General features: G+C 46.8%; 22 protein-coding genes. 13 read left to right on the plus strand and 9 right to left on the minus strand.

Annotated elements, in window-relative coordinates:
• Positions 1-106: 106 nt before the first annotated feature.
• Positions 107-1015, minus strand: a complete 909-nt coding sequence (locus tag FH974_RS22570) for an aldo/keto reductase (RefSeq protein WP_047886055.1) — start codon at positions 1013-1015, stop codon at positions 107-109.
• A 138-nt stretch (positions 1016-1153) separates the two neighbouring features.
• On the opposite strand from FH974_RS22570, the gene FH974_RS22575 reads away from it, so the two are divergent.
• From FH974_RS22575 to FH974_RS22605, 7 genes are all read left to right on the plus strand, one after another.
• Positions 1154-1561, plus strand: a complete 408-nt coding sequence (locus FH974_RS22575; RefSeq protein ID WP_047886056.1) for a helix-turn-helix domain-containing protein — start codon at positions 1154-1156, stop codon at positions 1559-1561.
• A gap of 144 nt (positions 1562-1705) precedes the next feature.
• Positions 1706-2059, plus strand: coding sequence for a tRNA-binding protein (locus tag FH974_RS22580; RefSeq protein WP_047886057.1), 354 nt, complete (start codon positions 1706-1708; stop codon positions 2057-2059).
• Positions 2060-2144: 85 nt separating this feature from the next.
• Positions 2145-2513 (plus strand): RidA family protein, encoded by a 369-nt coding sequence (locus FH974_RS22585; RefSeq protein ID WP_047886058.1) that lies wholly within the window; start codon positions 2145-2147, stop codon positions 2511-2513.
• A 46-nt stretch (positions 2514-2559) separates the two neighbouring features.
• Complete coding sequence (locus FH974_RS22590; protein WP_047886059.1) at positions 2560-2961, plus strand: NUDIX hydrolase; 402 nt, start codon at positions 2560-2562, stop codon at positions 2959-2961.
• A gap of 525 nt (positions 2962-3486) precedes the next feature.
• The gene (locus tag FH974_RS22595; protein ID WP_047886060.1) at positions 3487-3723 is read left to right on the plus strand and encodes a hypothetical protein; all 237 of its coding nucleotides are present in this window, start codon (positions 3487-3489) and stop codon (positions 3721-3723) included.
• A 65-nt stretch (positions 3724-3788) separates the two neighbouring features.
• Complete coding sequence (locus FH974_RS22600) at positions 3789-4280, plus strand: GNAT family N-acetyltransferase (protein ID WP_053061885.1); 492 nt, start codon at positions 3789-3791, stop codon at positions 4278-4280.
• Between the two features lie 131 nt (positions 4281-4411).
• Positions 4412-4915, plus strand: coding sequence for a class I SAM-dependent methyltransferase (locus FH974_RS22605; RefSeq protein ID WP_422894364.1), 504 nt, complete (start codon positions 4412-4414; stop codon positions 4913-4915).
• A 135-nt stretch (positions 4916-5050) separates the two neighbouring features.
• Here the strand turns inward: FH974_RS22605 and FH974_RS22610 are convergent, their stop codons facing one another.
• Together FH974_RS22610 and FH974_RS22615 are read right to left on the minus strand one after the other, a co-directional pair.
• Positions 5051-5506: an NfeD family protein gene (locus FH974_RS22610; RefSeq protein ID WP_047886061.1), complete on the minus strand. Its 456-nt coding sequence runs from the start codon at positions 5504-5506 to the stop codon at positions 5051-5053.
• A gap of 16 nt (positions 5507-5522) precedes the next feature.
• On the minus strand, positions 5523-6476 hold the full coding sequence (locus FH974_RS22615; RefSeq protein WP_047886062.1) for an SPFH domain-containing protein: 954 nt from the start codon (positions 6474-6476) through the stop codon (positions 5523-5525).
• Between the two features lie 357 nt (positions 6477-6833).
• Between FH974_RS22615 and FH974_RS22620 the strand changes: the two genes are divergently transcribed.
• The gene (locus FH974_RS22620) at positions 6834-6986 is read left to right on the plus strand and encodes a hypothetical protein (protein ID WP_169776047.1); all 153 of its coding nucleotides are present in this window, start codon (positions 6834-6836) and stop codon (positions 6984-6986) included.
• 217 nt (positions 6987-7203) lie between these two features.
• Positions 7204-7611 carry a GFA family protein gene (locus FH974_RS26480; RefSeq protein WP_207103783.1) on the plus strand — a complete coding sequence of 136 codons (408 nt, stop codon included), beginning with the start codon at positions 7204-7206 and terminating at the stop codon, positions 7609-7611.
• A gap of 162 nt (positions 7612-7773) precedes the next feature.
• Here FH974_RS26480 and FH974_RS22630 read toward each other — a convergent pair whose 3' ends face one another.
• A complete protein-coding gene (locus tag FH974_RS22630; protein ID WP_047886063.1) occupies positions 7774-10149 on the minus strand; it encodes a Lon protease family protein in 2376 nt (791 codons plus the stop codon).
• A 376-nt stretch (positions 10150-10525) separates the two neighbouring features.
• Between FH974_RS22630 and FH974_RS22635 the strand changes: the two genes are divergently transcribed.
• The gene (locus FH974_RS22635) at positions 10526-11041 is read left to right on the plus strand and encodes a GNAT family N-acetyltransferase (protein ID WP_047886064.1); all 516 of its coding nucleotides are present in this window, start codon (positions 10526-10528) and stop codon (positions 11039-11041) included.
• Between the two features lie 304 nt (positions 11042-11345).
• The gene (locus FH974_RS22640; protein WP_047886065.1) at positions 11346-12071 is read left to right on the plus strand and encodes a UTRA domain-containing protein; all 726 of its coding nucleotides are present in this window, start codon (positions 11346-11348) and stop codon (positions 12069-12071) included.
• Between the two features lie 144 nt (positions 12072-12215).
• Here FH974_RS22640 and FH974_RS22645 read toward each other — a convergent pair whose 3' ends face one another.
• The 3 genes from FH974_RS22645 to FH974_RS22655 form a co-directional block, all read right to left on the minus strand.
• Complete coding sequence (locus FH974_RS22645; RefSeq protein ID WP_053061886.1) at positions 12216-12605, minus strand: hypothetical protein; 390 nt, start codon at positions 12603-12605, stop codon at positions 12216-12218.
• Between the two features lie 97 nt (positions 12606-12702).
• Positions 12703-13125 (minus strand): GFA family protein, encoded by a 423-nt coding sequence (locus FH974_RS22650; RefSeq protein WP_047886066.1) that lies wholly within the window; start codon positions 13123-13125, stop codon positions 12703-12705.
• A 385-nt stretch (positions 13126-13510) separates the two neighbouring features.
• Positions 13511-16840 (minus strand): ImpA family metalloprotease, encoded by a 3330-nt coding sequence (locus FH974_RS22655; protein WP_047886067.1) that lies wholly within the window; start codon positions 16838-16840, stop codon positions 13511-13513.
• 211 nt (positions 16841-17051) lie between these two features.
• On the opposite strand from FH974_RS22655, the gene FH974_RS22660 reads away from it, so the two are divergent.
• Positions 17052-17546 (plus strand): hypothetical protein, encoded by a 495-nt coding sequence (locus FH974_RS22660; RefSeq protein ID WP_146149702.1) that lies wholly within the window; start codon positions 17052-17054, stop codon positions 17544-17546.
• A 347-nt stretch (positions 17547-17893) separates the two neighbouring features.
• Positions 17894-18841: a CorA family divalent cation transporter gene (locus tag FH974_RS22665; RefSeq protein WP_047886069.1), complete on the plus strand. Its 948-nt coding sequence runs from the start codon at positions 17894-17896 to the stop codon at positions 18839-18841.
• Here the strand turns inward: FH974_RS22665 and FH974_RS22670 are convergent.
• Complete coding sequence (locus FH974_RS22670; RefSeq protein ID WP_084712618.1) at positions 18779-19435, minus strand: GNAT family N-acetyltransferase; 657 nt, start codon at positions 19433-19435, stop codon at positions 18779-18781. The two genes, FH974_RS22665 and FH974_RS22670, sit on opposite strands and share 63 nt — an antisense overlap.
• A 41-nt stretch (positions 19436-19476) precedes the next feature.
• Positions 19477-19692, minus strand: coding sequence for a TIGR02450 family Trp-rich protein (locus FH974_RS22675; protein ID WP_047886070.1), 216 nt, complete (start codon positions 19690-19692; stop codon positions 19477-19479).
• Positions 19693-19699: the final 7 nt, after the last annotated feature.

The raw sequence follows: 19699 nt of genomic DNA on the forward strand, positions 1-19699 counted from the left end.
CTCTCTTTGATTGACATAAATAAAAAGGGCCTGCTGGCCCTTTTCTTTGTCCGGTCAGTTACCGGCATACTTAGACATCGGATTGGCCAACCGCCATGAATCAGGCTTAAGGCACACCATGGCCTTTAGAGGCCGCCCAGACGCGGAACCATTGCTCGCGGGTCAGCTCAATGTCGAGCGCATCCACGGCAGCCTGAACACGTTCAATTTTGCCCGAACCAATGATCGGTAACGGACGAGACGGCAGTCGACGTACCCAGGCAAAAATCACCTGATCGATACTGGCCGCACCGGTTTCTTCACGAATGGCTTCCAGTTCGTCACGCACCCGAATTTGTTGCTCAGTCTGGCCGGAGAAAATCGCACCGCCCCCCAGACAAGACCAGGCCATCGGTTTGATGCGCTTCATTTGCAATTGATCCAGCGTTCCGTCGTGGCACACCTCAAAATTCAGCGGATTAATTTCAACCTGATTAGTCACCAGAGGTGCATCCCAGCGTGATTGCAGCAGGTCAAACTGAGCGGGCGTAAAGTTAGACACACCAAAGTGGCTGACTTTCCCCTGCTGCTTCAGTTCAGCAAACGCCTCAGCAACTTCATCCGCATCCATCAGCACATCCGGTCGATGAATAAGCAGCACATCGATGTGATCAACATTCAGACGGGATAACGAATTATCGACAGATGCCAGAATGTGCGCCTTGCTGGTGTCATAGTGATTAATTTTGCGCTCCGGAAACGCAGCACTGCACAGCTTGATATCGCATTTAGTCACGATCTCAATCTGATCACGCACTGACGGCTCTAACGCCAGCGCCTCACCAAACAGACGCTCACAGCTGTAGTCACCATAGATATCCGCATGATCAACAGTCGTAATGCCCAGCTCAATGTGTTGTTTTAAGAATGTCAGTCGCTCCTGAGGCGACATTCCCCATTCCGCCGTACGCCAGTAACCCTGCACCAGTTCAGAAAATTGCGGCCCCTGAGGCGCAATCTCAACCTTTGCTACCATGTTGGTAAACTCCTTGTCAGTGAGTCCACACCCGACCCTCTCGGGATGAACTCGCAGATAAATCTTGCCCTCATCCTAGGCTTGTTTCGGCCGTGTCGCAATGCTATAACCCTTCAGCTTCGAACCGGAGTACGAATTATGTCTTTTGCCGAACGCCTTAAATCCCTCATTGGTGAAGAAAGTGTCAGTGGCTTTGCCCGACGTGTGGATATCAGCGAAGCGCTGATCCGAAAATACCTAAAGGGCAGTGAGCCAAGCCTCGCCAAAGCCAACCAGATTGCAATGAAAGCCAATTGCTCCCTGGAGTGGCTGGCAACCGGCTGCGGGTATCTTTATCGTCAGGCTGAAGTGGTAGATAAAATCGCGCTGTATGCTGCCTTTTCGCACTTGTATGGCCGAGAGCCCAGCGAAACAGAAGCCGAAAAGATAATAAAAATGGTGACCGGCTATCAGTATTTACGCACCCACAAGAAAGCCGATGGCTATCTCGATATTCAGGGCATGGCAACGTTTCTGCAACTGGCCAAACAGGACGAACCCGAGTGAGCCCGAGATCACACATCAAACATTATCATTGAAGTAAAGGTAAACGTTCGTTTTGTTCCAATTTGTACCGCAGGTCTTCTAACCGGCGCCCCATTGGGTATAAGATAATGGCGCATAATGCAATTTTGGAAGAAGGATATTCTGATGACACCCGCCCCGGTCAAACCCCTTGTTACCATCAATGACCTCGACAAGCTGGATATCCGCGTCGGTACAATCACCGCCGTCGCCGACGTTGCCAAATCAGACAAGCTGATGAAATTGACTGTCGATTTCGGCGATCACACCCGTTCGATTCTAGCCGGAATCAAACAAGAACGCGCCAATCCGGCAGAAATCACCGGTAAACAGGCATTGTTTGTGGTTAACCTACCGGAACGCAAAATGGCGGGGGAATTATCGCAGGGCATGCTTTTTGACATTGGGTATGCCGACGGTGTCATCCCTTGTCTGGCCATGCCGGAATCCTCCCTGCCAAACGGAACCCGGGCTGGTTGAATTATCCTTCTCCCCCTATTCAGAGATAAGCCGCTGATAAGTTTTGCCAAATTGGCGACATCTAAAAACACAAAAGGAAGTTCCCATGAAGATTCACCGTATTAACCCTTCAAAACGCTGGTCAGATATCACAGTCTATAACGGCATTGCTCACTTTGTAGAAGTGGCGGACTCTGACACCAGTGCCGACGTAAGCGGTCAGGCACAGCAAATTTTCCAGCAAGCAGAAGCAATGCTGGCCAAAATCGGCAGTGATAAATCTCGTATCCTGTCAGTTACTATTTACCTGACTGACTTTGCTAACTTTGATGCACTAAACGAAGCATGGGAAGCCTGGTTGCCGGAAGGCTGTGCGCCAAGCCGCGCTTGTGTGAAAGCCGAGCTGGCTGATCCGAACTATCTAGTAGAAATTGCTTTTGTTGCTGCAGCCGGTGAAGAATACCTGGCCGACTAAGTGCTGGTAACTAGCTGAAATATAAAAGAAAGAGAGAAAACACACGATGAGTAAACTGATTGATAAACTGGCCTGGATCATTATTCAGGACGGTAAATTACTGACAGTGCGATCAAAGGGCAAAACCCTCTTTTATCTGCCAGGCGGTAAACGCGAGCCAGGTGAAAGCGATGAGCAGGCGCTAATCCGTGAAATTCGCGAAGAACTGTCTGTTGAGTTGCTCCCAGACAGTATCCGTTATGCCGATACCTTTGTCGGTCCGGCCGACGGAAAAGCCGACGATGTTTCTGTTCAGCTGACCTGTTACTTTGCCAATTTCAGCGGCGAACTCAAGCCTGATGCTGAAATTGAAGAATTACGTTATCTGAGCTCTGCCGACGAAGCTGTCTTTTCCAAAGCAGCCTGGATTGCCGCTGAGTGGCTCAAAGAGAAATCATTGATTCACTGAGCGCGTTGTGCCTTTTCGCACAGCGCCAATATGGTGGTCTGATCCTGTTTTAGCGCTACCTTTCAGCCCCTGTTCGCCACTTAAACAGGGGTTGTCTCCGCTTGGTGGCATCTCCCTTTATTTACAATTAGCGTAATAATTAAATTGGGGGACTGCCTCGATATAAGGAAATACGCCGACTAAGACTTACCGACTTATACCAGCAGGCTGATACCTACTGGCCATCTAAAACGCCTGACTCTCCTCTCCCATTTCAATGCTATATAAATGCGTGGCTCCGCAGATGATTAATTGATCTAAACCGAAACTTCTCAGAGGTTTTATTGGCAACAGGTCAAGTTAATCACTATTTTTTGAAGTGGCTCTGCAAAGGTCTTTTTTATAATGACCAGCATCCGTTATTCCTGTATTACTGCTTACTGCCACACAAAAATTTAAATTATCGCCGATGGTCAGGCATCATTTTATGACAGGCGAATCGAGTGCAGTCGTCTAACCCATTTTATCTGTTCTTAAGGAGAGCATATGGCGTTTTCAGATACCGAAAGAGAGGCACTATTAGCGGTCAAGGGCGTTGGCCCTACCGTATTGAAAAGATTTGAAGAAATTGGAATAGATACTCTTTCTGACTTAGCTACTTATCAGGCTGATGAAATTACAGAAAGAGTGGCGTCCATGTTGAGAACAACGTGTTGGAAAAATAGTCCACAAGCTAAAGCAGCAATTGAAGCCGCTATTTCTCGGGCAAAAGAAGGGATGTAGCCACTCTTGGCTGGCATATCTACCTCAAAGCCATTGAATACGGCCCCTGCTCCGGGAAGGAACAAATGGACATCGAAAAACAGAACATCAAAGAAATAAACATCGATGATACAAACATCGAGGCAGCAAAAATCTCAGATTTAGATTCAATCGTTGAGCTTGTCGAGCGGGTATCTAACTCAAACATCCTCCCGCATTTTAGTGAAGAAGGACGACTGTTTTTTACATCAAAAGTGCTCCCTGACATCAAAACGACTTTTGACGATACTCGATTTCAACGCTTCAAACTCACTGAACATAATCAACTAATCGGCTATGGGGCAATGAGAGACCATGACTATATTACGCATTTGTTCATTGATGATGATTATCAGGGAACCGGGTTAGGTAAACGACTGCTTCACCACCTATTGAAACAGTCACCGTCCGGTGAAGTGCGGTTAAGGGCTTCCGTGAACGCCGTCAATTTTTATCAAGCTCAAGGTTTCGAAGCAACGGCTCCTGAATCTGAAGTTAATGGCATCAGGTTTGTGCCAATGCGATGGACACGCTCATAACGACAATAATGTCATGGTTAACTCAGGAATGTATTAACATGGATGAACATAGAGATAAATGACGAAAGTTCTACGAAAAAGCTTTAAACCGTCCTCATTCAAAAAGAACTGAACAAGCGGTTAAATTGAATATGTCATCACAAAAGGTTGCCGTTGACTGCGGCTGTGGAACCGGCAGTGATATAGAATATTTGAACAGTCAGGGATATCTGGTTCATGGATTTGACCTCAATCCGGATTCAATAGCCATTTGTCGAGAACGCTTCGAGGGTAATTCACAAGTTCATCTTTATGAGTCATCATTCGATCGCTTCAACTACCCAAAGTCCGGAGCGGTAATCGCAAATGCCAGTCTGTTTTTCGTAGAGAAAGTGCATTTTCAAACTACTTGGAAAAAGATAACCTCTTGTCTAGAAATAGGCGGTGTATTTGTCGGTGATTTTATGGGTAAAAATGACTCATGGTCTTCTCATTACAACCAGGCTATCACGTCACTCACTAAAGAAGATATCGCTGCACTCTTCACAAACTTTGACATTATTCAACTTCACGAACGCGATGAGGACGGAACAACAATGTTAGGCGAATCAAAACATTGGCACATTTATTCCGTTGTCGCGATAAAACGTGCTTAATACGTTTCTAATAGACATAAAACTCCACATTCAGGTAGATAAAACGTCCAAATCACTCCAGACTGTTTTAAAAAAATAAATAAGCGCGTTAAAAATGTCTCTCTAACGCGCTTAATTACAATATCGGTTCAGGATTTACTTAGTCGCATCCACCCACATCACCCCCACCTCTTTTTTGATGACGGTGACCTGCGTTCCCGCTTTCAGAGGAGAGCGGCTTTTCAGTTGCCAGTTAATGCCAGAGTAGGCGTAATGGCTCAGCCCTTTATCATCAACATCACTTTCCAGTGTAAAGGTCAACTCAGCAAAATCCGTTTGAATATCTTGTGTCCCCCGGTTCTCTTGCAGCCGTTTTAACGGTTTCCACAGAATCACAGCCAACACGGCGGTGATCACGGAATTGCTCCAGAGCGCTGTAGTCAATGAACTGTCTAGTACAGAGAAGTTCATCAGCAACCCGGATATAAGCAACGAGAGCCCGAGGAAAAGTAAGATAAAGGTCGACATACCCAGCACCGCTACCTCAATGATTAAGGCGATCACGCCCAAGATCATTAATACTTCGGGTAAATTGTTGGTTATGAATTCCATCGCTTACTCCAGAGACTTACTGTTTCTGTTTCTGATTAATCGAGTTAATAATCGACATACCTTGTGCCACTAGTGCACTGGCGTCTGTGCCGCTATCTGGCAGCAGAACAACGGAAGACTCTTTGGCAATCGCTTCTTTCGCCGCAATCGCTTTGGTCGCGAGATCCAACTGAATCGCTTTCTGGCCTTCCTCTGTGTTAGCCGCTTCACCTACTTTTCGCAACGCATCCGCCTGAGCTTCAGCAACCGCAAGAATAGCTTTGGCTTCACCTTCTGCCCGCAGAATTTGCTCTGCTTTATCAGCCTCTGCCGCTAGCACTTGCGCCTGTTTCTTACCTTCAGCGACGTTAATAGCTGCTTGTCTGTCACCTTCTGATTCAAGAATTTGGGCACGTTTGACCCGCTCAGCTTTCATTTGCGCTTCCATGGCTTCCATAACTGAGTTTGGCGGCACTATATCTTTGATTTCATAACGCAATACCTGAATCCCCCAAGGCTCAGAGGCTGAGTTTATTGCTGTCACAATGTTGGTATTCAACATGTCACGTTCTTCAAAGGTTTTATCCAGTTCCATCTTACCCAACTCAGAACGCATCGTCGTTTGCGCCAGTTGCGTAACGGCAAACACATAATCGTCGACACCGTAAGTCGCTTTGTATGGGTCAAGCACTCGGAAATAGAGCACGCCATCGACGATCAGTGAAATGTTGTCTTTGGTGATTGCTGATTGCGACGGCACGTCCTGCGCCTGCTCTTTCAGGCTGCGGTCTGCGGCAACCCGGTCGATAAACGGTACAATGAAGTTTAGTCCGGCTTCCTTGGTCGACTGATACTTCCCGAAACGTTCGATTAACCATGCCCGGTTCTGTGGCACAAACTTAACGCTATTTTTTAGTAGAACTAAAACAAAAATTAATAGGAACACCTCAACATTCAGAACAACGTCGAGAATTTGGAATACTGGATCCATATTACCTTCCTCAGTAACGACTAACCATCTTACTTTAGTAACGGTTAGTGCCTGTTATCATTGATATTTAATCATCTCACACCATACCACTAAGACACTGTGTACACTATAGAAAATGACAAAATACAGCGAAATTATGCTTCCCAGAAACAGCGAATATGTATTAATAAAGCTTTAAATTAATTAGAGCTCATCCTTTTATTACCGATTATTTTATTCATAAAAGACAAAAACAAAAATCAGATAAATTAATTTCATCACCGTGATAAATACATTGATTAGATAAGAAATATAACTTCTGATTAAATGCGCGAATAGATACTTCATATAATCTATTTTCTTAATCAAGGTGATAAAATGTTTTCTATTGATGAAGTTGTTGTTGCAACTAAAGGCGTTGATCTTGGTAAAATGGTTGTTGCTGGCCTGAGCAGTGGCGGCTACTACGTGCATGTTAATGTTGAAGGCATGACGCTGACTTATCCTGCAAAAGATCTACAGAAAGCATAATTTCATTACCTGCTTTATTTATTAAAGGTAGCCAAATGGCTGCCTTTTTTTATTTTCAAACAAAGCAATATAATCATCGAAATTAACCAAACTCTGATCACACTTTATTTTTCATTTGAAAATTTGTGAGTAACATCTAAAAAAGCATGCCTAGACGTCGCTTTCTGCAATAGCTTTCTAATACTTATTTATCATGGGTGTTTAGACAGGAGGCAATTTGGTTCGTATAGCATATAAAGGTTCCTGTTTGTGCGGCGATGTGCAATTTGAAATAACGGGTAGCTTTCAGTCATTTTATCTTTGCTACTGTCAACATTGCCGGAAAGACACAGGCTCAGGGCATGCATCCAACTTATTTTCCAATACTGCCACGTTGAACTGGTTGCAAGGTGCTGACTCAACAACGACCTTTCAACTGCCAGATACGCAACATATAAAGTGCTTTTGCCGTAGATGTGGCTCAGCGTTACCCTATCAATCTGAAACATTGGGCATTGTGGTTCCGGCGGGGTGCCTTGACACAAATGTTGAGCTTCGGCCCACAGCGGCTATTTTTACCAGCAGAAAACCTGGCTGGGCGGCACATCTTGATGATTTACCGAGTTTTGACCTGTTTCCGTCTTAGAAATCTGAGCATAAAAGCTCATCATTTAACACTATTCAATTAACGCTATTCATAAATAGCCTTAGCTATTTGGCGGAAAGAAACATTAAAAAAGGTTCCGGAGCAGCTCCAGAACCTTTTCGTTTCATCTCACTCAGAGAAAGTCAGTGACGTACCAAAGGATCAACGTCTCAGAGCATTCAGTTTCATCTGTGCCTGCCCCAACACCGACTCGACCGGATAGGTGCCATCCAACGATGCCTGCCCCGCCTGTTTCCCGGTCATGATTTCGATAGCGTCAGTCACATGGCTGATTGCCCAAATATGGAACTCGCCTTTCTCTACAGCCTCAACCACATCCTTACGCAGCATTAAATTGTGCGCGTTCGACTGTGGAATAATGACGCCTTGTGCGGCATGTCGCCCTTTAATGGTACAAACATCAAAGAAGCCCTCAATCTTCTCATTCACGCCGCCAATTGGCTGAGCCTGACCAAACTGGTTCATCGAGCCGGTAATCGCCACATCCTGACGAAGCGGGATTTGCGAGTATGCTGACACAATTGCACACAATTCTGCCATTGAGGCACTGTCACCGTCTACCCCACCATAAGACTGCTCAAACGTAAGGTGAGTCGTCAACGGCACCCGGCTGCTGCGGCCAAAAATAGAGGCCAGGTAAGCAGAGAGAATCATGACGCCTTTGGAGTGGATCCGCCCGCCAAGATCGACACTGCGTTCAATATCAAACACCCCGCCTTCACCGTAGGAGGTTGTTGCCGTGATCCGATTCGGTGCACCAAACTGATAGTCAGAGGTAGAAATAACAGACAAACCATTAATTTGCCCGACAACTGCCCCTTCCGTGTCAATCAAGGTGGTACCGTTGGTAAACGTCTGCATTACATGATCTTTAAGACGACTTACCCGCTTTTCCTGACTGTGCAACGCCTGTTCAACATGGTTCGCACGAATCATGGTGGCATTCGACGACTTCGCCGCATAGTTAGATTCGCGCAGCAGATTAGCAATATCTGCAGAATGCAGTGAGAGTTTATTCTGATCATCCGCCTGACGAGAGCTGTACTCGATGATTCGGGCAATCGCTTTACGATCACAATGCAGCATGTTGTTGTCATTCACAATGCTGGAAATGAACTTCGCATATTGCGCTTCGGACTCATCAGTACGACACATCTCATCTTCAAAATCCGCCGTGACCCGAAACAGTTCACTGAATTCCGGATCATAATGTTGCAGCAACTGGTAAGTCTGATAATCGCCGAACAGAATAATTTTTACCGACAGTGGAATAGGCTCAGGATCCAGCGAGATTGTACCGGACAATGTCACCTCTTTTTCCAACGAACTGACACTCAATTTACGCGAACGCAGCGCCCGTTTCAGGCCATCCCACACATACGGACGCTCCAGTACTTTTACCGCGTCCATCAACAATACCCCACCATTTGCGCGGTGCAGACTGCCAGAGCGAATCAATGAAAAGTCCGTAAAAATGGTGCCTTTGTATGTCGCATTTTCCACATAACCAAAAATCGAGTGATAGTTCGGACTCTCTTCCACCACAATCGGGAATTTGGTTTCTGTATCATTCGCCACCAGCACATTCACCTGATAGCGCCGCGGCATTTTCTTATCCAGCGTTGCATACGCCAGTGCCACATCTTCCTCACTTTCTTCCAGGAAGATATCGAGGTTTTCCAGAATATCCTTACGCATCGCCTTAAGGTAGTTTTTCACCTCCGGTAAGGATTTGTATTCAATCAGCAAATCATGAATAAAATGCGACACCACTTCCAGTGCGATTTCTTCATTTAGCTTTTGCATTTTCTCAGAGAAATCTTCTTCCAGTTCCGTCAGCTCTCGAACAATACTGCGCAGCTTTTTCTCCAGCGCGTTGATCGTGTCTTCAAACACCTTTTGCTCTTTATCTGACAGCTGGGCAAATGATTCTTCGGTATGCGGCTCTTCACCGTTCAGCGCAACCAGCTGGTATTCACCGGCCATAGTCACGGTCAGGCTGATACTGTGTTCCTTGGCTTCCTGAGTCAGGGCCAGCAATGCACCTTGTTGTTTCTGATCAAGCTGGTTTTTCAGCTTTTCAGAACGGCTATAGTACACCTCATTGTCGAATGCGAGCGGCAAAGCTTTTACCAGCTTGGTCATCATTTTTTCGACATCTTTTTTGAACTGCGTACCACGGCCAGCCGGCATCTTCAGGACTTTAGGATTGCGTGATTCTTCAAAGTTGGCGACATAACACCAATCATGCTGCGGATGACCGCTGCCATTAGGATCGTGGCGATTGAGGTAACGCAGCACCATCGTACGCTTGCCCAGACCATTGCGCCCAATCGCGTAAATGTTGTAGCCCTTCTCCTTAATGGACATGGCAAACTCAACCGCTTGCTGCGCACGTTCCTGCCCGACTATCTCGTCCAACGGCGTTAAATTCTTGGTCGACTTACAATCTTCAGGTAAGCCATGTAATTCTGATACCCGATACAGTTTGTCACTGCTCAGTGTTTTAATTGTCATATGGCTCCCTCCATTACATTCTTTTCGATCAGTGTAGACAGCTAATTATTATTTTTTAGTGACTTAAACGACGTTTAGCAGGCAAAAATGCATCCCCGACCATCTAACCGCTGAAAAAACAACCAATAATTATGCAGTTCCCCTCTCTTTTATGATTGTTTTTTCAACTTACAGATGCCCGATAACTGATCGGAACCTGACTGTCTGTATGACCATTCTTTAAATAAGGTTTCATACACAACAATCATCGAGACACAAATTTAACGCCAAGATCAGAGACAAAGTCTTACTTTATTCCTGTCATTCGCTATGATAAATCCGCCTGGCGATTTCGCCATTTTGTTTCTGTGAATTAACTTTCGTGAAGAGGGAATCGATGCGCTTAGATGAGTTTACTGAACAGAATTTTGACCAACTCATTCAATGGATCAATTCAGAAGAATTAAATTATTTATGGGGCGGTCCAAACTATACATTCCCGCTGACCCATCAAAAGATCCGCCAGCATTGTAGCAAACAAGATGTTTTTCCTTTTCTGTGTACGTTCAAAGGGCAAAACGTTGGCTTTGTGGAATTAATCAAAAAGACTGATCACCATTTTCGTATCTGCCGGGTATTCATCGCTCATCAATACCGTGGGCAAGGATTGTCGGCAAAAATGCTTAACCAGCTCATAGCAAAGGCCAGAACAGAATTCAAAGCAACGCACCTGAGTCTGGCTGTCTTTGAACATAATATAGCCGCCAAACATTGTTATGAATCCTTGGGATTCAAAACCGTATCCATTGAAATAGGAACCCGATCATTTCGAGGTAAAAATTGGGATCTTGTCTTGATGGATAAGGCGCTGACGCAGAAAACATCTAAAGAAAATGCCTTAAAAGAAGCATGACGTCAGAGTTGATTATAATAACGGATTTTAAAAGCGGGTAAGTTATGAGTGAGCGGCATCACCCCGAAAATAACGCAGGGTTCAATATAAACGTTGTCATACAACTGACATCCCTTCGTTACATTAAGCAGGTATAAATAAGTCCCAATTTACGAATGAATAAAACGCTCTGGACTAGTCCACACACGCTTTTCTGCAGACACATTCGATTCCACGGTCTTTACAGCCGCACCACGGCTTCCTTTATGCGATGACCTTCCTGACTAAAGACAAAACCTTACCCTGAGCCACGCACGGAGACATGATGAAAAAAAACGGCACGTCACAACTGGCCACGATTCGGGATACCTTAACGCAGCAAATCGACAGTGGTTTCTTCGCGGCAAGTGCTAAGCTGCCTTCGGAACGAGAGCTCAGCGATATATTCGAAACCAGCCGTATCACCGTCAAAGATGCACTGATGGCGCTTGAAGCCGAGGGTCGCATTTACCGGGAGGAACGACGCGGCTGGTTTGTGGCATCGTCAGAACGTCTTCGCTATAACCCGCTTAGCCGTTCTCACTTTCATAAGATGGTAACGGAACAAAACCGGGATGCCCGAACCGAGTTGCTTTCTGTCAGTTCATCCCCTGCTAACCAAGAGCTGATGACCGCGATGGAACTGCACGGGCTGACAAAAATTCACCATGTCCACCGGCTCCGTTTCCTCGACAATAGGCCGGTGCTGTATGTTGAAAACTGCCTGATTGCCAGCCACTTTCCCGATGTTCTGAATGAAGACCTGACCCGCTCACTGACTGAACTCTATCGGGAGCGATATGGCTATACGACCTGCCGTTCGCGATTTGACGTCTTCCCCACGGCCGCCAAAGGTATTGTTGCCAAAAAGCTGAACCTGGCCGAAGGGCAAATGGTACTGAAGATACGCCGTATCAACTACAACCAGCATGGCACAATCATTGACTGTGAATATGAGCATTGGCGCCATGACGCGGTCGCGATTTATATAGATAGCGAGTTGTACAGATAACAAATCACAAATGAAAACGCCCGGCTGATACCGGGCGTTGTTCATGCTGACGTTGTCTGTAGAGGCTGTCTGAAAAGACTGTTTCTAAAGAGCGATTTAAATAAGCTGTCTTTAAGAGATACCTTAAAAGAACGAGCTAAAAAATTATCTTGGGCGGTTTACGTACTCGTAATTATCGCCACGTTTTTTGTAATAATGATTATCAATAATTGCGTAAGTGGCTCCGGCTATAATTGCAAATGTCGCAATTTCCGGTAAACGACTACGGTGATAGTGATAATGTCGTGGACGCTCTTTTACCACAATAACATCACGATGACGGTAGTGATCATGGTGACTATGATGGTAATTATGGTGGTGTTTTTTATGGTGCTTGTGGTGATGATTTCCTTTCGCCATCGCCTCACCAGGAACCGCCAAACCGAATGTCAGAATCATTGTGGCCAGCATACCGCCTTTCAGCACTGAGCGACCTGCAGAGCTGGATTTGCTCGGGTCATGCTGGCTCCGGTTGATAGTAAACCAAGGTTTCATACGACTACTCCTAACGTTATAACGATAGGATAGCGGCCCTAGTGAAAAACAATGTTTGCCCAATGTAAAACTACGTCAGGATTCTGCAAAATTTCCCTTAATTCGGGGCGAACTTGGCGAAAACTTCGGCTTCCGTCATGACCTCAGTTTCATTGCTAAATGTGTAATATTGCGGTTTTTTGTCGATGAAGATCTGATGATCCATGACAAGTTCCGGCTCTTGGTCTAATAACCCGGCAGACAAAATATGCTGACCATTTGCCTTCAATTTGTAAAAAAGGTGGGTACCACACTCCTTACAAAAAGCACGTTCTGCCCACTCTGACGAGGAATAACGGGTGATATACTCTTCTCCGGTGAAAGAAACATTCTGCCCGCCATCAACCGCCAGTAACGGACCACCGCCCCACTTACGGCACATACCACAATGGCAAGCACCAACATGCAGTGTACCACTGCGCGTTGCAACCCCGACTTTTCCACACAAACAGTGGCCGCTCAGGTGTGTTTTTCCTTCCATTATCCTTTCTCCATCTGGTTCAACGGAGTTGGCTAGCTCCGAGAAAAAACGGGTGAATAGACAGTTAGCCTTGTCTTCCTATTCAGACATTTTAGCAGCATTTACTAATCAACTCGTGCCCACAAACCCTGTTTTGCAAATCCAGTTTTACAACAATGGCTAACATGTGTTGCCAGTATTCTGTTGCTCGCCAATATGAGTACGACTGTCTATTTACTCATACGTTCCCAGTTTTTGACTTGCCGCTACTTCCTTCCCGCGGATTAAAATCTGGTGCTTCTGCTACCCGACTCACTCTGCCTATCATTCGGTACAACATTACACAAAAAAGCCGGAAGAACACTTCCGGCTTTTTTCAAAATTTACAGACAGCTGAGGTACATTATCATAATTGACATTGCGTCGGAGATGACAGGTCACGCGGCCAGCGTGTTGTTCCGTCGGTAATGTTCAGCGGCAAAAACTCCAGGTCTGCGCTCATCCCTGCCGATGGCAGATCGGTTTCCAGCACGTACATTCCCGGTGTGACCGCTCCAGATTTCGCATTCAACGCAACCTGTGAGGCCGCCAGACTGCTGTAGCGCAAGCCGAACATGTCAAAATATGGCCGCCAATCCTGATCGGTCAGTTGACTCAGGGCCACCAGCATGAAGTCATTACCCGGTATCTCCTGCACCGTCTTATTACCGTAGGTCAGATGCCCCGAATACGGGAACAGACTGAATCCGAGGCGTTCACGGTTGGCCAGCCAGTCATTTTCGTTACCGGCAAACTGACCAAAAATACGGCTGTGCTGGTAGAGCAAAGTAAAGACATGGAAGCCGTTATCCAGACGGGCACCGCCTGTCAGCAATTGCTTATCAAGCCGCAGTGCCATCTGAATGTAGAAAGCCATCCGGTAGCCATTGTGAACGGCATAATCATTGCTTTGCCAAGGTACAGTGAACCGATCCGCTCCACTGTCCATGACTTGACAACGGCTATCCACAACCACTCGCTCACCCTGGGTATTCGTGACACCAGCAGCATCAGACATGAACACATAAAACAGGTCTTTATGATTCATGTGGCCATCAGTGATTGTCGTACTTTGCCCATCACGCTCGTAATGCGTTTTCCACTTCACGAAATAAGGAAAAATGTTGTTGGAGTTTTCACCGGCACGGGAACCATACTCCGACCAGGTATCACGATTTCCCTCAGTCACATAGTGCACATTGAGACGCTTGGTTTGCAGATTATGGCCGAGTTCATGGTTGTCACCCCAGCCGGTCGGATCAATCTCCCAAGCAGCATCCCACGGGTTGCCGCTACACCCACTGCCACAGTGCGCGTTCTGATCGTAGTTGGCATGCTGAATAATGGTGCGAGTATGCATTTTGGTGTCATAGCAATCATCGCGGCCAAACAGGGCTTCACAGTTCATACGTACGTCAACAGGTAACGACTGCTCCAATGTTTTCCCCTGTACCTTGTACCCTGCCAGTGTATAAACGGCATTGAGGTGATCTTCTTCAATCGCTTTGAGTAAGTCATCAACGGTTGGCATCTGGCCGCCCAAGGCATCAAGAAAACGATCTCGACGTAAATGCTGCTCTGCACCATCGGTACGCAGATCAACGTGCGGCAGTTCAGTCGTGTTCAGCGTGTCATTGAAGCGGGCAATTTCGTGCGGATCACTGAAATCCATGATCGTCGGATGCTTTGCGACACCTTGCGCTGCAATTGTGACACTGACCGGAGAAGCCGAGCCTTCCAGATACAGGTAGACCGGACCACCGTAAGGTGTAGAAAAGGTGACAGTTTCACCAGAAGCAATGGACAAACGCTGCTGTGCCAGTTCTAGCGGACCACGGTACACTTTCTGCTGGTAAGCACGGTTTGTATTGCTGCGGTGATAATTCAGCTTAATGCTGGCAGTAGCAGAAGAATTGTCCTGACGGGTCAGAGTAATTGTCTGCCCCGGCAGCGCGTACCAGCCTGTGGTTGTCCACTGTTTCGTATAAGGTACCGAAAAAGTTTGTTGGGTATTCACGACTGCAGGGTAGCGGTAATGAGCATTTGCACCTTTTACAACCTGACTTTTATCGGTGACAAACTCTCCCAGATCCGGTTGCGCCAGGTTATGAGCCCGTTTGTAGCTGACCACCCAGTCAGCGAACATTGCCTGTTGCCAGGCTCCCTGCTCTGACTGGTCAATCGGGTAATCAATCGATGCACGGTACTTATCGGCCAACAACAGCCCGGCACTGATCAACCGAAACTCGTCTTTGGTAAATGCATCCAAGCCATAGCTGTCCATGGCAGAGACAGACTGACGGTACCAGTCTGCTGCAGTTTTAAATGCCTGATTGAAGGCCACGTCATCACAATACAGGAAGTTTTTGTTACAGCTATCCAGTACCGAGATATCAAACGCGCCCTGCTCCAGTCGCGGTAACAGTTCAGAGACTGCGCGAAGAGTTGCCGGCAGTGATTTTTGCTCTTCAACTGACGCGTTGGCAGCATGGTGCTCGCTCCAGTAATTCCCTTCCCCGGCAAGGCCCATGTAGCTGTATAGCGGCGAAGCCATCGGGCTAGCAAAGCGTTCATGGTTCACCACGATAATCGGGATCTGCCGCTGCTTGGCCTTTTCTATCGCCGCAGCCACGCCTGCGTAACCCCTGCCGTCCCGATCAATATCGCTGAAAATGATCATATCCGGTTGCTGGGTATCAATGCAGGCTGACAGCGCTTCATATTCGCAGCTGTTAGACGTATTTATCGTGTGATTATTCGGGTAAAACTCATTCAGCCATTTACGGATGTTCTCATTGTGCGGAAAGTACCAGCTGTCAGCACGGCTCGAAACGTGGCTGGTTATCACTTTCAACGGTTCGGTAGTCATTTCATTGCGATGAGTCAGCCAAACGACCAAATTATTCAGTAACGTATCGGTTTGCGCATTCCGGTCGACCGAAAACATGTTGCCAGCCATTGCCATATAGCGATGACCATTTTGCTCACCCGCATAAATCAGCCCTTTCGCTGAGGGCTTACCGGCTTCATTCTGCGTTGATCGCAATACTTCGACGTTAGACTCCGGCAGGAAAGAAGTGAAAGTAATACTGTCATGGGTCGGATGCCAGGAGATGGTGTCGCCGACACCTTGGTAAAACTGTGGAATCAGTGACGCCTGACGAGCCGTCGCAAGCTTTAGCTGGTCAAGGCTGTATTCAATCAATGCATCTGCCGATGCCAGCGTATGATCTTCCTGGGAAATCGCCTGTTCAACCAGCGATGTCAGTGAAGGGGTGATTTCACAATCACCGGCAATTGCACCGGTCACATACTGCTGGCTATCCGGTTGCCACTGACCGTTGCAGCCTGCAATACCATTCAGTTTGTAGCCTTCATCAACAGCAACATCAAACGTGTAGCGTTCTCCCGCTTTCGCCTTTACTGATTCCGGCGTGATAGTGACCTTATCAGACACCTTTACCGAGATCAGATAAGAGGGCTCTGGAGTGGTATCCGGATCAGGTGTAGTCTCAGGTTCTGATGGCGTTTCCGGCTGATTATCGCCCTGATTTTCTGACTCGTTACCGTTCTGAACAATTCCACCCGTTTCTTTATCCGTTGTCACCGGCTCGTCTCCACCCCCGCCACCACATGCGGCCAGAGGAGTCAGCGCCCCGAGAAGTAACAACTGCTTTATTGCCAACCTCAGTTGCATATTTGCTCCTGTATTTATTGTTATTTACTGTTTGATTAATATCGCTGCTAATAGTGATGATTAGCCGTAATAAGTCAAAAAATTCAGGAGATTACTGGCTTAAGATAACAATTTTATGCTTTAACTAGACTGCCATTTAATTTGTCAGGCCCTCATGCCGCGTCTTGCCCTTTCATTCCTTGAAAGGCAATGGTAGATTATCCGCAATGATATGAAACTTATTTCAATTTTATTATCTGATTGGGAATCGGTTCAGGAGAGCAATATGCTAAAACCAATACGGTTAATAAAGCGGTCGAAACTTGCAACTGCTGCCTTGCTGGCCAATGGGATACTGGCATCAGGTACCATCATAACGTCGGTTGCCATAATGGCTTCAAGCGCCGTGCAGGCCAATGAAATTACCCAAACACAGCAACTTTTTGAACGTCAGATTCAAGCTCTTATGACCAGTGACTACCAGCAATTTACTGACCAGACCACGCCTGAATTTAAAAAAGCGTTGGCAGAGTCCCGCTTCAACATGCTGACTAAAATCTACGGAAAAAAACTGACCGGCGGTTATCAGGTGGAATACCAAGGTGTGACTGAACAAAAAGGTTACGACGTATATTCCTGGAAAGTTTCTTATTTTCAAGGTGGTGCGAGCAATCAGTACCGCATGGTATTGGAAGGAGAAACACTGGCCGGATTCTGGATTCAGTAGCAGCCTGGTGAACCGGGTTGATTCCAGCCGGTTGCACAATCAGGCTGGGGCACGCCGAATCTGAATTAACATTATTCAGCTCATACCCATGAGCTGTATCGGTTTTACTTCTCTGTTTTATCTCTTACTCCCCATGCAATTCCCCGATGTTTATCTTCGTCTTCCGTGTTAAACCATTAAGAAATGATTTTGCTAACCTGCTGTTATATGGTTAATTACGCAAATATATGGTTAATTACAAAAAGTCCGGTTTGATAACAACCTGAAGCCACAAACAATAATCCATCAAATATACCAAGCCATGTTGACCGTCAGTCATTGCGCCGCCACACTGCAAGGGAAGAACTATGAAAGACTTTATCATTGCGAGCTGGGACTTTACCCAATCGACACCCTCCCCGAATCAGGATGATTCCCCACAGCTCAAGCCCGGTATCTGGTTTCACTGTCAGCGTGACCACCCCGATTTGCCCGCCTGGCTGACCAGCTTACAAATTCCCGTGCCTCTTGTGCATACTTTGCTGGCCAATGACACCCGCCCTCGTTTTGAGAAAATCGACGAGGACGTCTTCTTAATCATCGTACGTGGTATCAATTTAAATCAGGATGCCAAACCCGACGATATGCTGAGCCTGCGCTTTTTATGGTACAAAGGCATGCTGATCAGCACCCGAAAAGTCTCATCCCGTGCAGTTTCTATGGTATTGGATCTGCTGAAAGCCGGCAGCGGACCGAAGACCTTACCGGCCATTCTGAGCACCTTGCTGCTGGAAGTGCACCAGCTGATTGCCAACTTTCTGGATCCGATTGAAGACACAATTGATGAACTGGATGTTCTGAACATCGGCAATGCGAAAAAGGAAGCCGAAAACCTGAACCACAATTTACACCGTTTGCAACGGATCCGACGCTACCTGAAACCTCAGCAGTACGCGCTGCAGGATCTGCTCAATGCCAAGCTACCCTGCTTGCATGAACAGCGGTTGATCATGAAAAACTGCAACGACGTGGCTCAGCGTACCCTGGAATCGGTGGAGTTTTACATTGAGCAAATCAACGGATTCTTTATCGCCCTGTCACAGCACCAATCAGAGCGCATGAACAAAAACACCTACCTGTTTTCAGTCGTCGCCGGGATTTTCCTACCTGCGGGTTTCCTGACCGGATTACTGGGGGTCAACATTGCCGGTATGCCTGGCACTGAAAATCCTTATGCCTTCCTGTGGTTCACATTAGGTCTTATGGGCACTATTGCGCTTGAGGTACTCGTGCTGCGAATGCTGAAATTTATCTGAAACCGTCTGTTTCAGATTGTGATAGTCCGCCTGTGATAAACCGTAGTACAGGCGGTCATCAAACCCGTTTTCCAGCTTGTAATACGCCGGAGAACAGCCTTCCTTAAGATACCCGCATTTTTCCAGAGTTTTATAGGAGCCGACATTTCGGCTGTAACAATCAGCTGCCAGCTTGTGTGCACCGAGTGCTTCAAAGCCCAGCGTAGTTAGAAAATGACACAGCGCGGTCGCAATCCCTTTCCCCCAGGCGTATTCCGGCAGTTGATAACCAACGTCATAATTGCCCTCCAGCATCAGGACTTGTGCCAGACCGCCCATACCCATGAACCGCCCTTGCTGATCGCGCACAATCACTGTCGGGCTTTCCGGCCAGGTTGCCGTTGCAATGGATTCCTCGGTATCCGTAATCATCGATTCAAAATAAGCCCGGTAGACTTCTTCTGGTGCCGGTGCGAAAAACAGATACTCCGCAACGTTCGGGTTATCCAACATCGCAATCAGGTCATTCACGTCATCACTACGGATAAGACGGGCTGTATATTCAGTACCGAGGGGAATTGTTCTTCCCTGTTTGAGCAAAGTAAAGGGGCTCATAGTCTACACTTCCATCCTGACCCGCCTTCAGTAAAAACGGGCTATTTCCATCCAATTAACCACTGGCTGCTGTCTTTCAGTTCCCGCCAGTTGATTTCACACATACGGTGGTTCATCACAGCCTGAATTACACAGCGCGTCACCTTTTGGTGCTCATCAAATTCCACGTCAATCACCATGAAGTGGCGCTCTTTGTCACTGACTTCCACCTTGGTCCATTTGCTGCCGTACAAGGCTTTAGGGTGAATACGGTTCATCGCTGTT

The organism is Photobacterium ganghwense, from assembly GCF_017329545.1.
GTDB classification, from domain to species: Bacteria; Pseudomonadota; Gammaproteobacteria; order Enterobacterales; family Vibrionaceae; genus Photobacterium; species Photobacterium ganghwense.

What these genes read in the sequence shown, in the direction of transcription:
- FH974_RS22605 (WP_422894364.1), top strand. Translation starts at nt 4,412, where the DNA reads ATGTCATCACAAAAGGTTGCCGTTGACTGCGGCTGTGGAACCGGCAGT.
- FH974_RS22610 (WP_047886061.1), bottom strand. Translation starts at nt 5,506, where the DNA reads ATGGAATTCATAACCAACAATTTACCCGAAGTATTAATGATCTTGGGC.
- FH974_RS22640 (WP_047886065.1), top strand. Translation starts at nt 11,346, where the DNA reads ATGAAAAAAAACGGCACGTCACAACTGGCCACGATTCGGGATACCTTA.
- FH974_RS22585 (WP_047886058.1), top strand. Translation starts at nt 2,145, where the DNA reads ATGAAGATTCACCGTATTAACCCTTCAAAACGCTGGTCAGATATCACA.
- FH974_RS22630 (WP_047886063.1), bottom strand. Translation starts at nt 10,149, where the DNA reads ATGACAATTAAAACACTGAGCAGTGACAAACTGTATCGGGTATCAGAA.
- FH974_RS22590 (WP_047886059.1), top strand. Translation starts at nt 2,560, where the DNA reads ATGAGTAAACTGATTGATAAACTGGCCTGGATCATTATTCAGGACGGT.
- FH974_RS22570 (WP_047886055.1), bottom strand. Translation starts at nt 1,015, where the DNA reads ATGGTAGCAAAGGTTGAGATTGCGCCTCAGGGGCCGCAATTTTCTGAA.
- FH974_RS22650 (WP_047886066.1), bottom strand. Translation starts at nt 13,125, where the DNA reads ATGGAAGGAAAAACACACCTGAGCGGCCACTGTTTGTGTGGAAAAGTC.
- FH974_RS22670 (WP_084712618.1), bottom strand. Translation starts at nt 19,435, where the DNA reads ATGAGCCCCTTTACTTTGCTCAAACAGGGAAGAACAATTCCCCTCGGT.
- FH974_RS22660 (WP_146149702.1), top strand. Translation starts at nt 17,052, where the DNA reads ATGAAACTTATTTCAATTTTATTATCTGATTGGGAATCGGTTCAGGAG.
- FH974_RS22620 (WP_169776047.1), top strand. Translation starts at nt 6,834, where the DNA reads ATGTTTTCTATTGATGAAGTTGTTGTTGCAACTAAAGGCGTTGATCTT.
- FH974_RS22595 (WP_047886060.1), top strand. Translation starts at nt 3,487, where the DNA reads ATGGCGTTTTCAGATACCGAAAGAGAGGCACTATTAGCGGTCAAGGGC.
- FH974_RS22655 (WP_047886067.1), bottom strand. Translation starts at nt 16,840, where the DNA reads ATGCAACTGAGGTTGGCAATAAAGCAGTTGTTACTTCTCGGGGCGCTG.
- FH974_RS22665 (WP_047886069.1), top strand. Translation starts at nt 17,894, where the DNA reads ATGAAAGACTTTATCATTGCGAGCTGGGACTTTACCCAATCGACACCC.
- FH974_RS22580 (WP_047886057.1), top strand. Translation starts at nt 1,706, where the DNA reads ATGACACCCGCCCCGGTCAAACCCCTTGTTACCATCAATGACCTCGAC.
- FH974_RS22675 (WP_047886070.1), bottom strand. Translation starts at nt 19,692, where the DNA reads ATGAACCGTATTCACCCTAAAGCCTTGTACGGCAGCAAATGGACCAAG.
- FH974_RS22645 (WP_053061886.1), bottom strand. Translation starts at nt 12,605, where the DNA reads ATGAAACCTTGGTTTACTATCAACCGGAGCCAGCATGACCCGAGCAAA.
- FH974_RS22600 (WP_053061885.1), top strand. Translation starts at nt 3,789, where the DNA reads ATGGACATCGAAAAACAGAACATCAAAGAAATAAACATCGATGATACA.
- FH974_RS22615 (WP_047886062.1), bottom strand. Translation starts at nt 6,476, where the DNA reads ATGGATCCAGTATTCCAAATTCTCGACGTTGTTCTGAATGTTGAGGTG.
- FH974_RS22575 (WP_047886056.1), top strand. Translation starts at nt 1,154, where the DNA reads ATGTCTTTTGCCGAACGCCTTAAATCCCTCATTGGTGAAGAAAGTGTC.
- FH974_RS22635 (WP_047886064.1), top strand. Translation starts at nt 10,526, where the DNA reads ATGCGCTTAGATGAGTTTACTGAACAGAATTTTGACCAACTCATTCAA.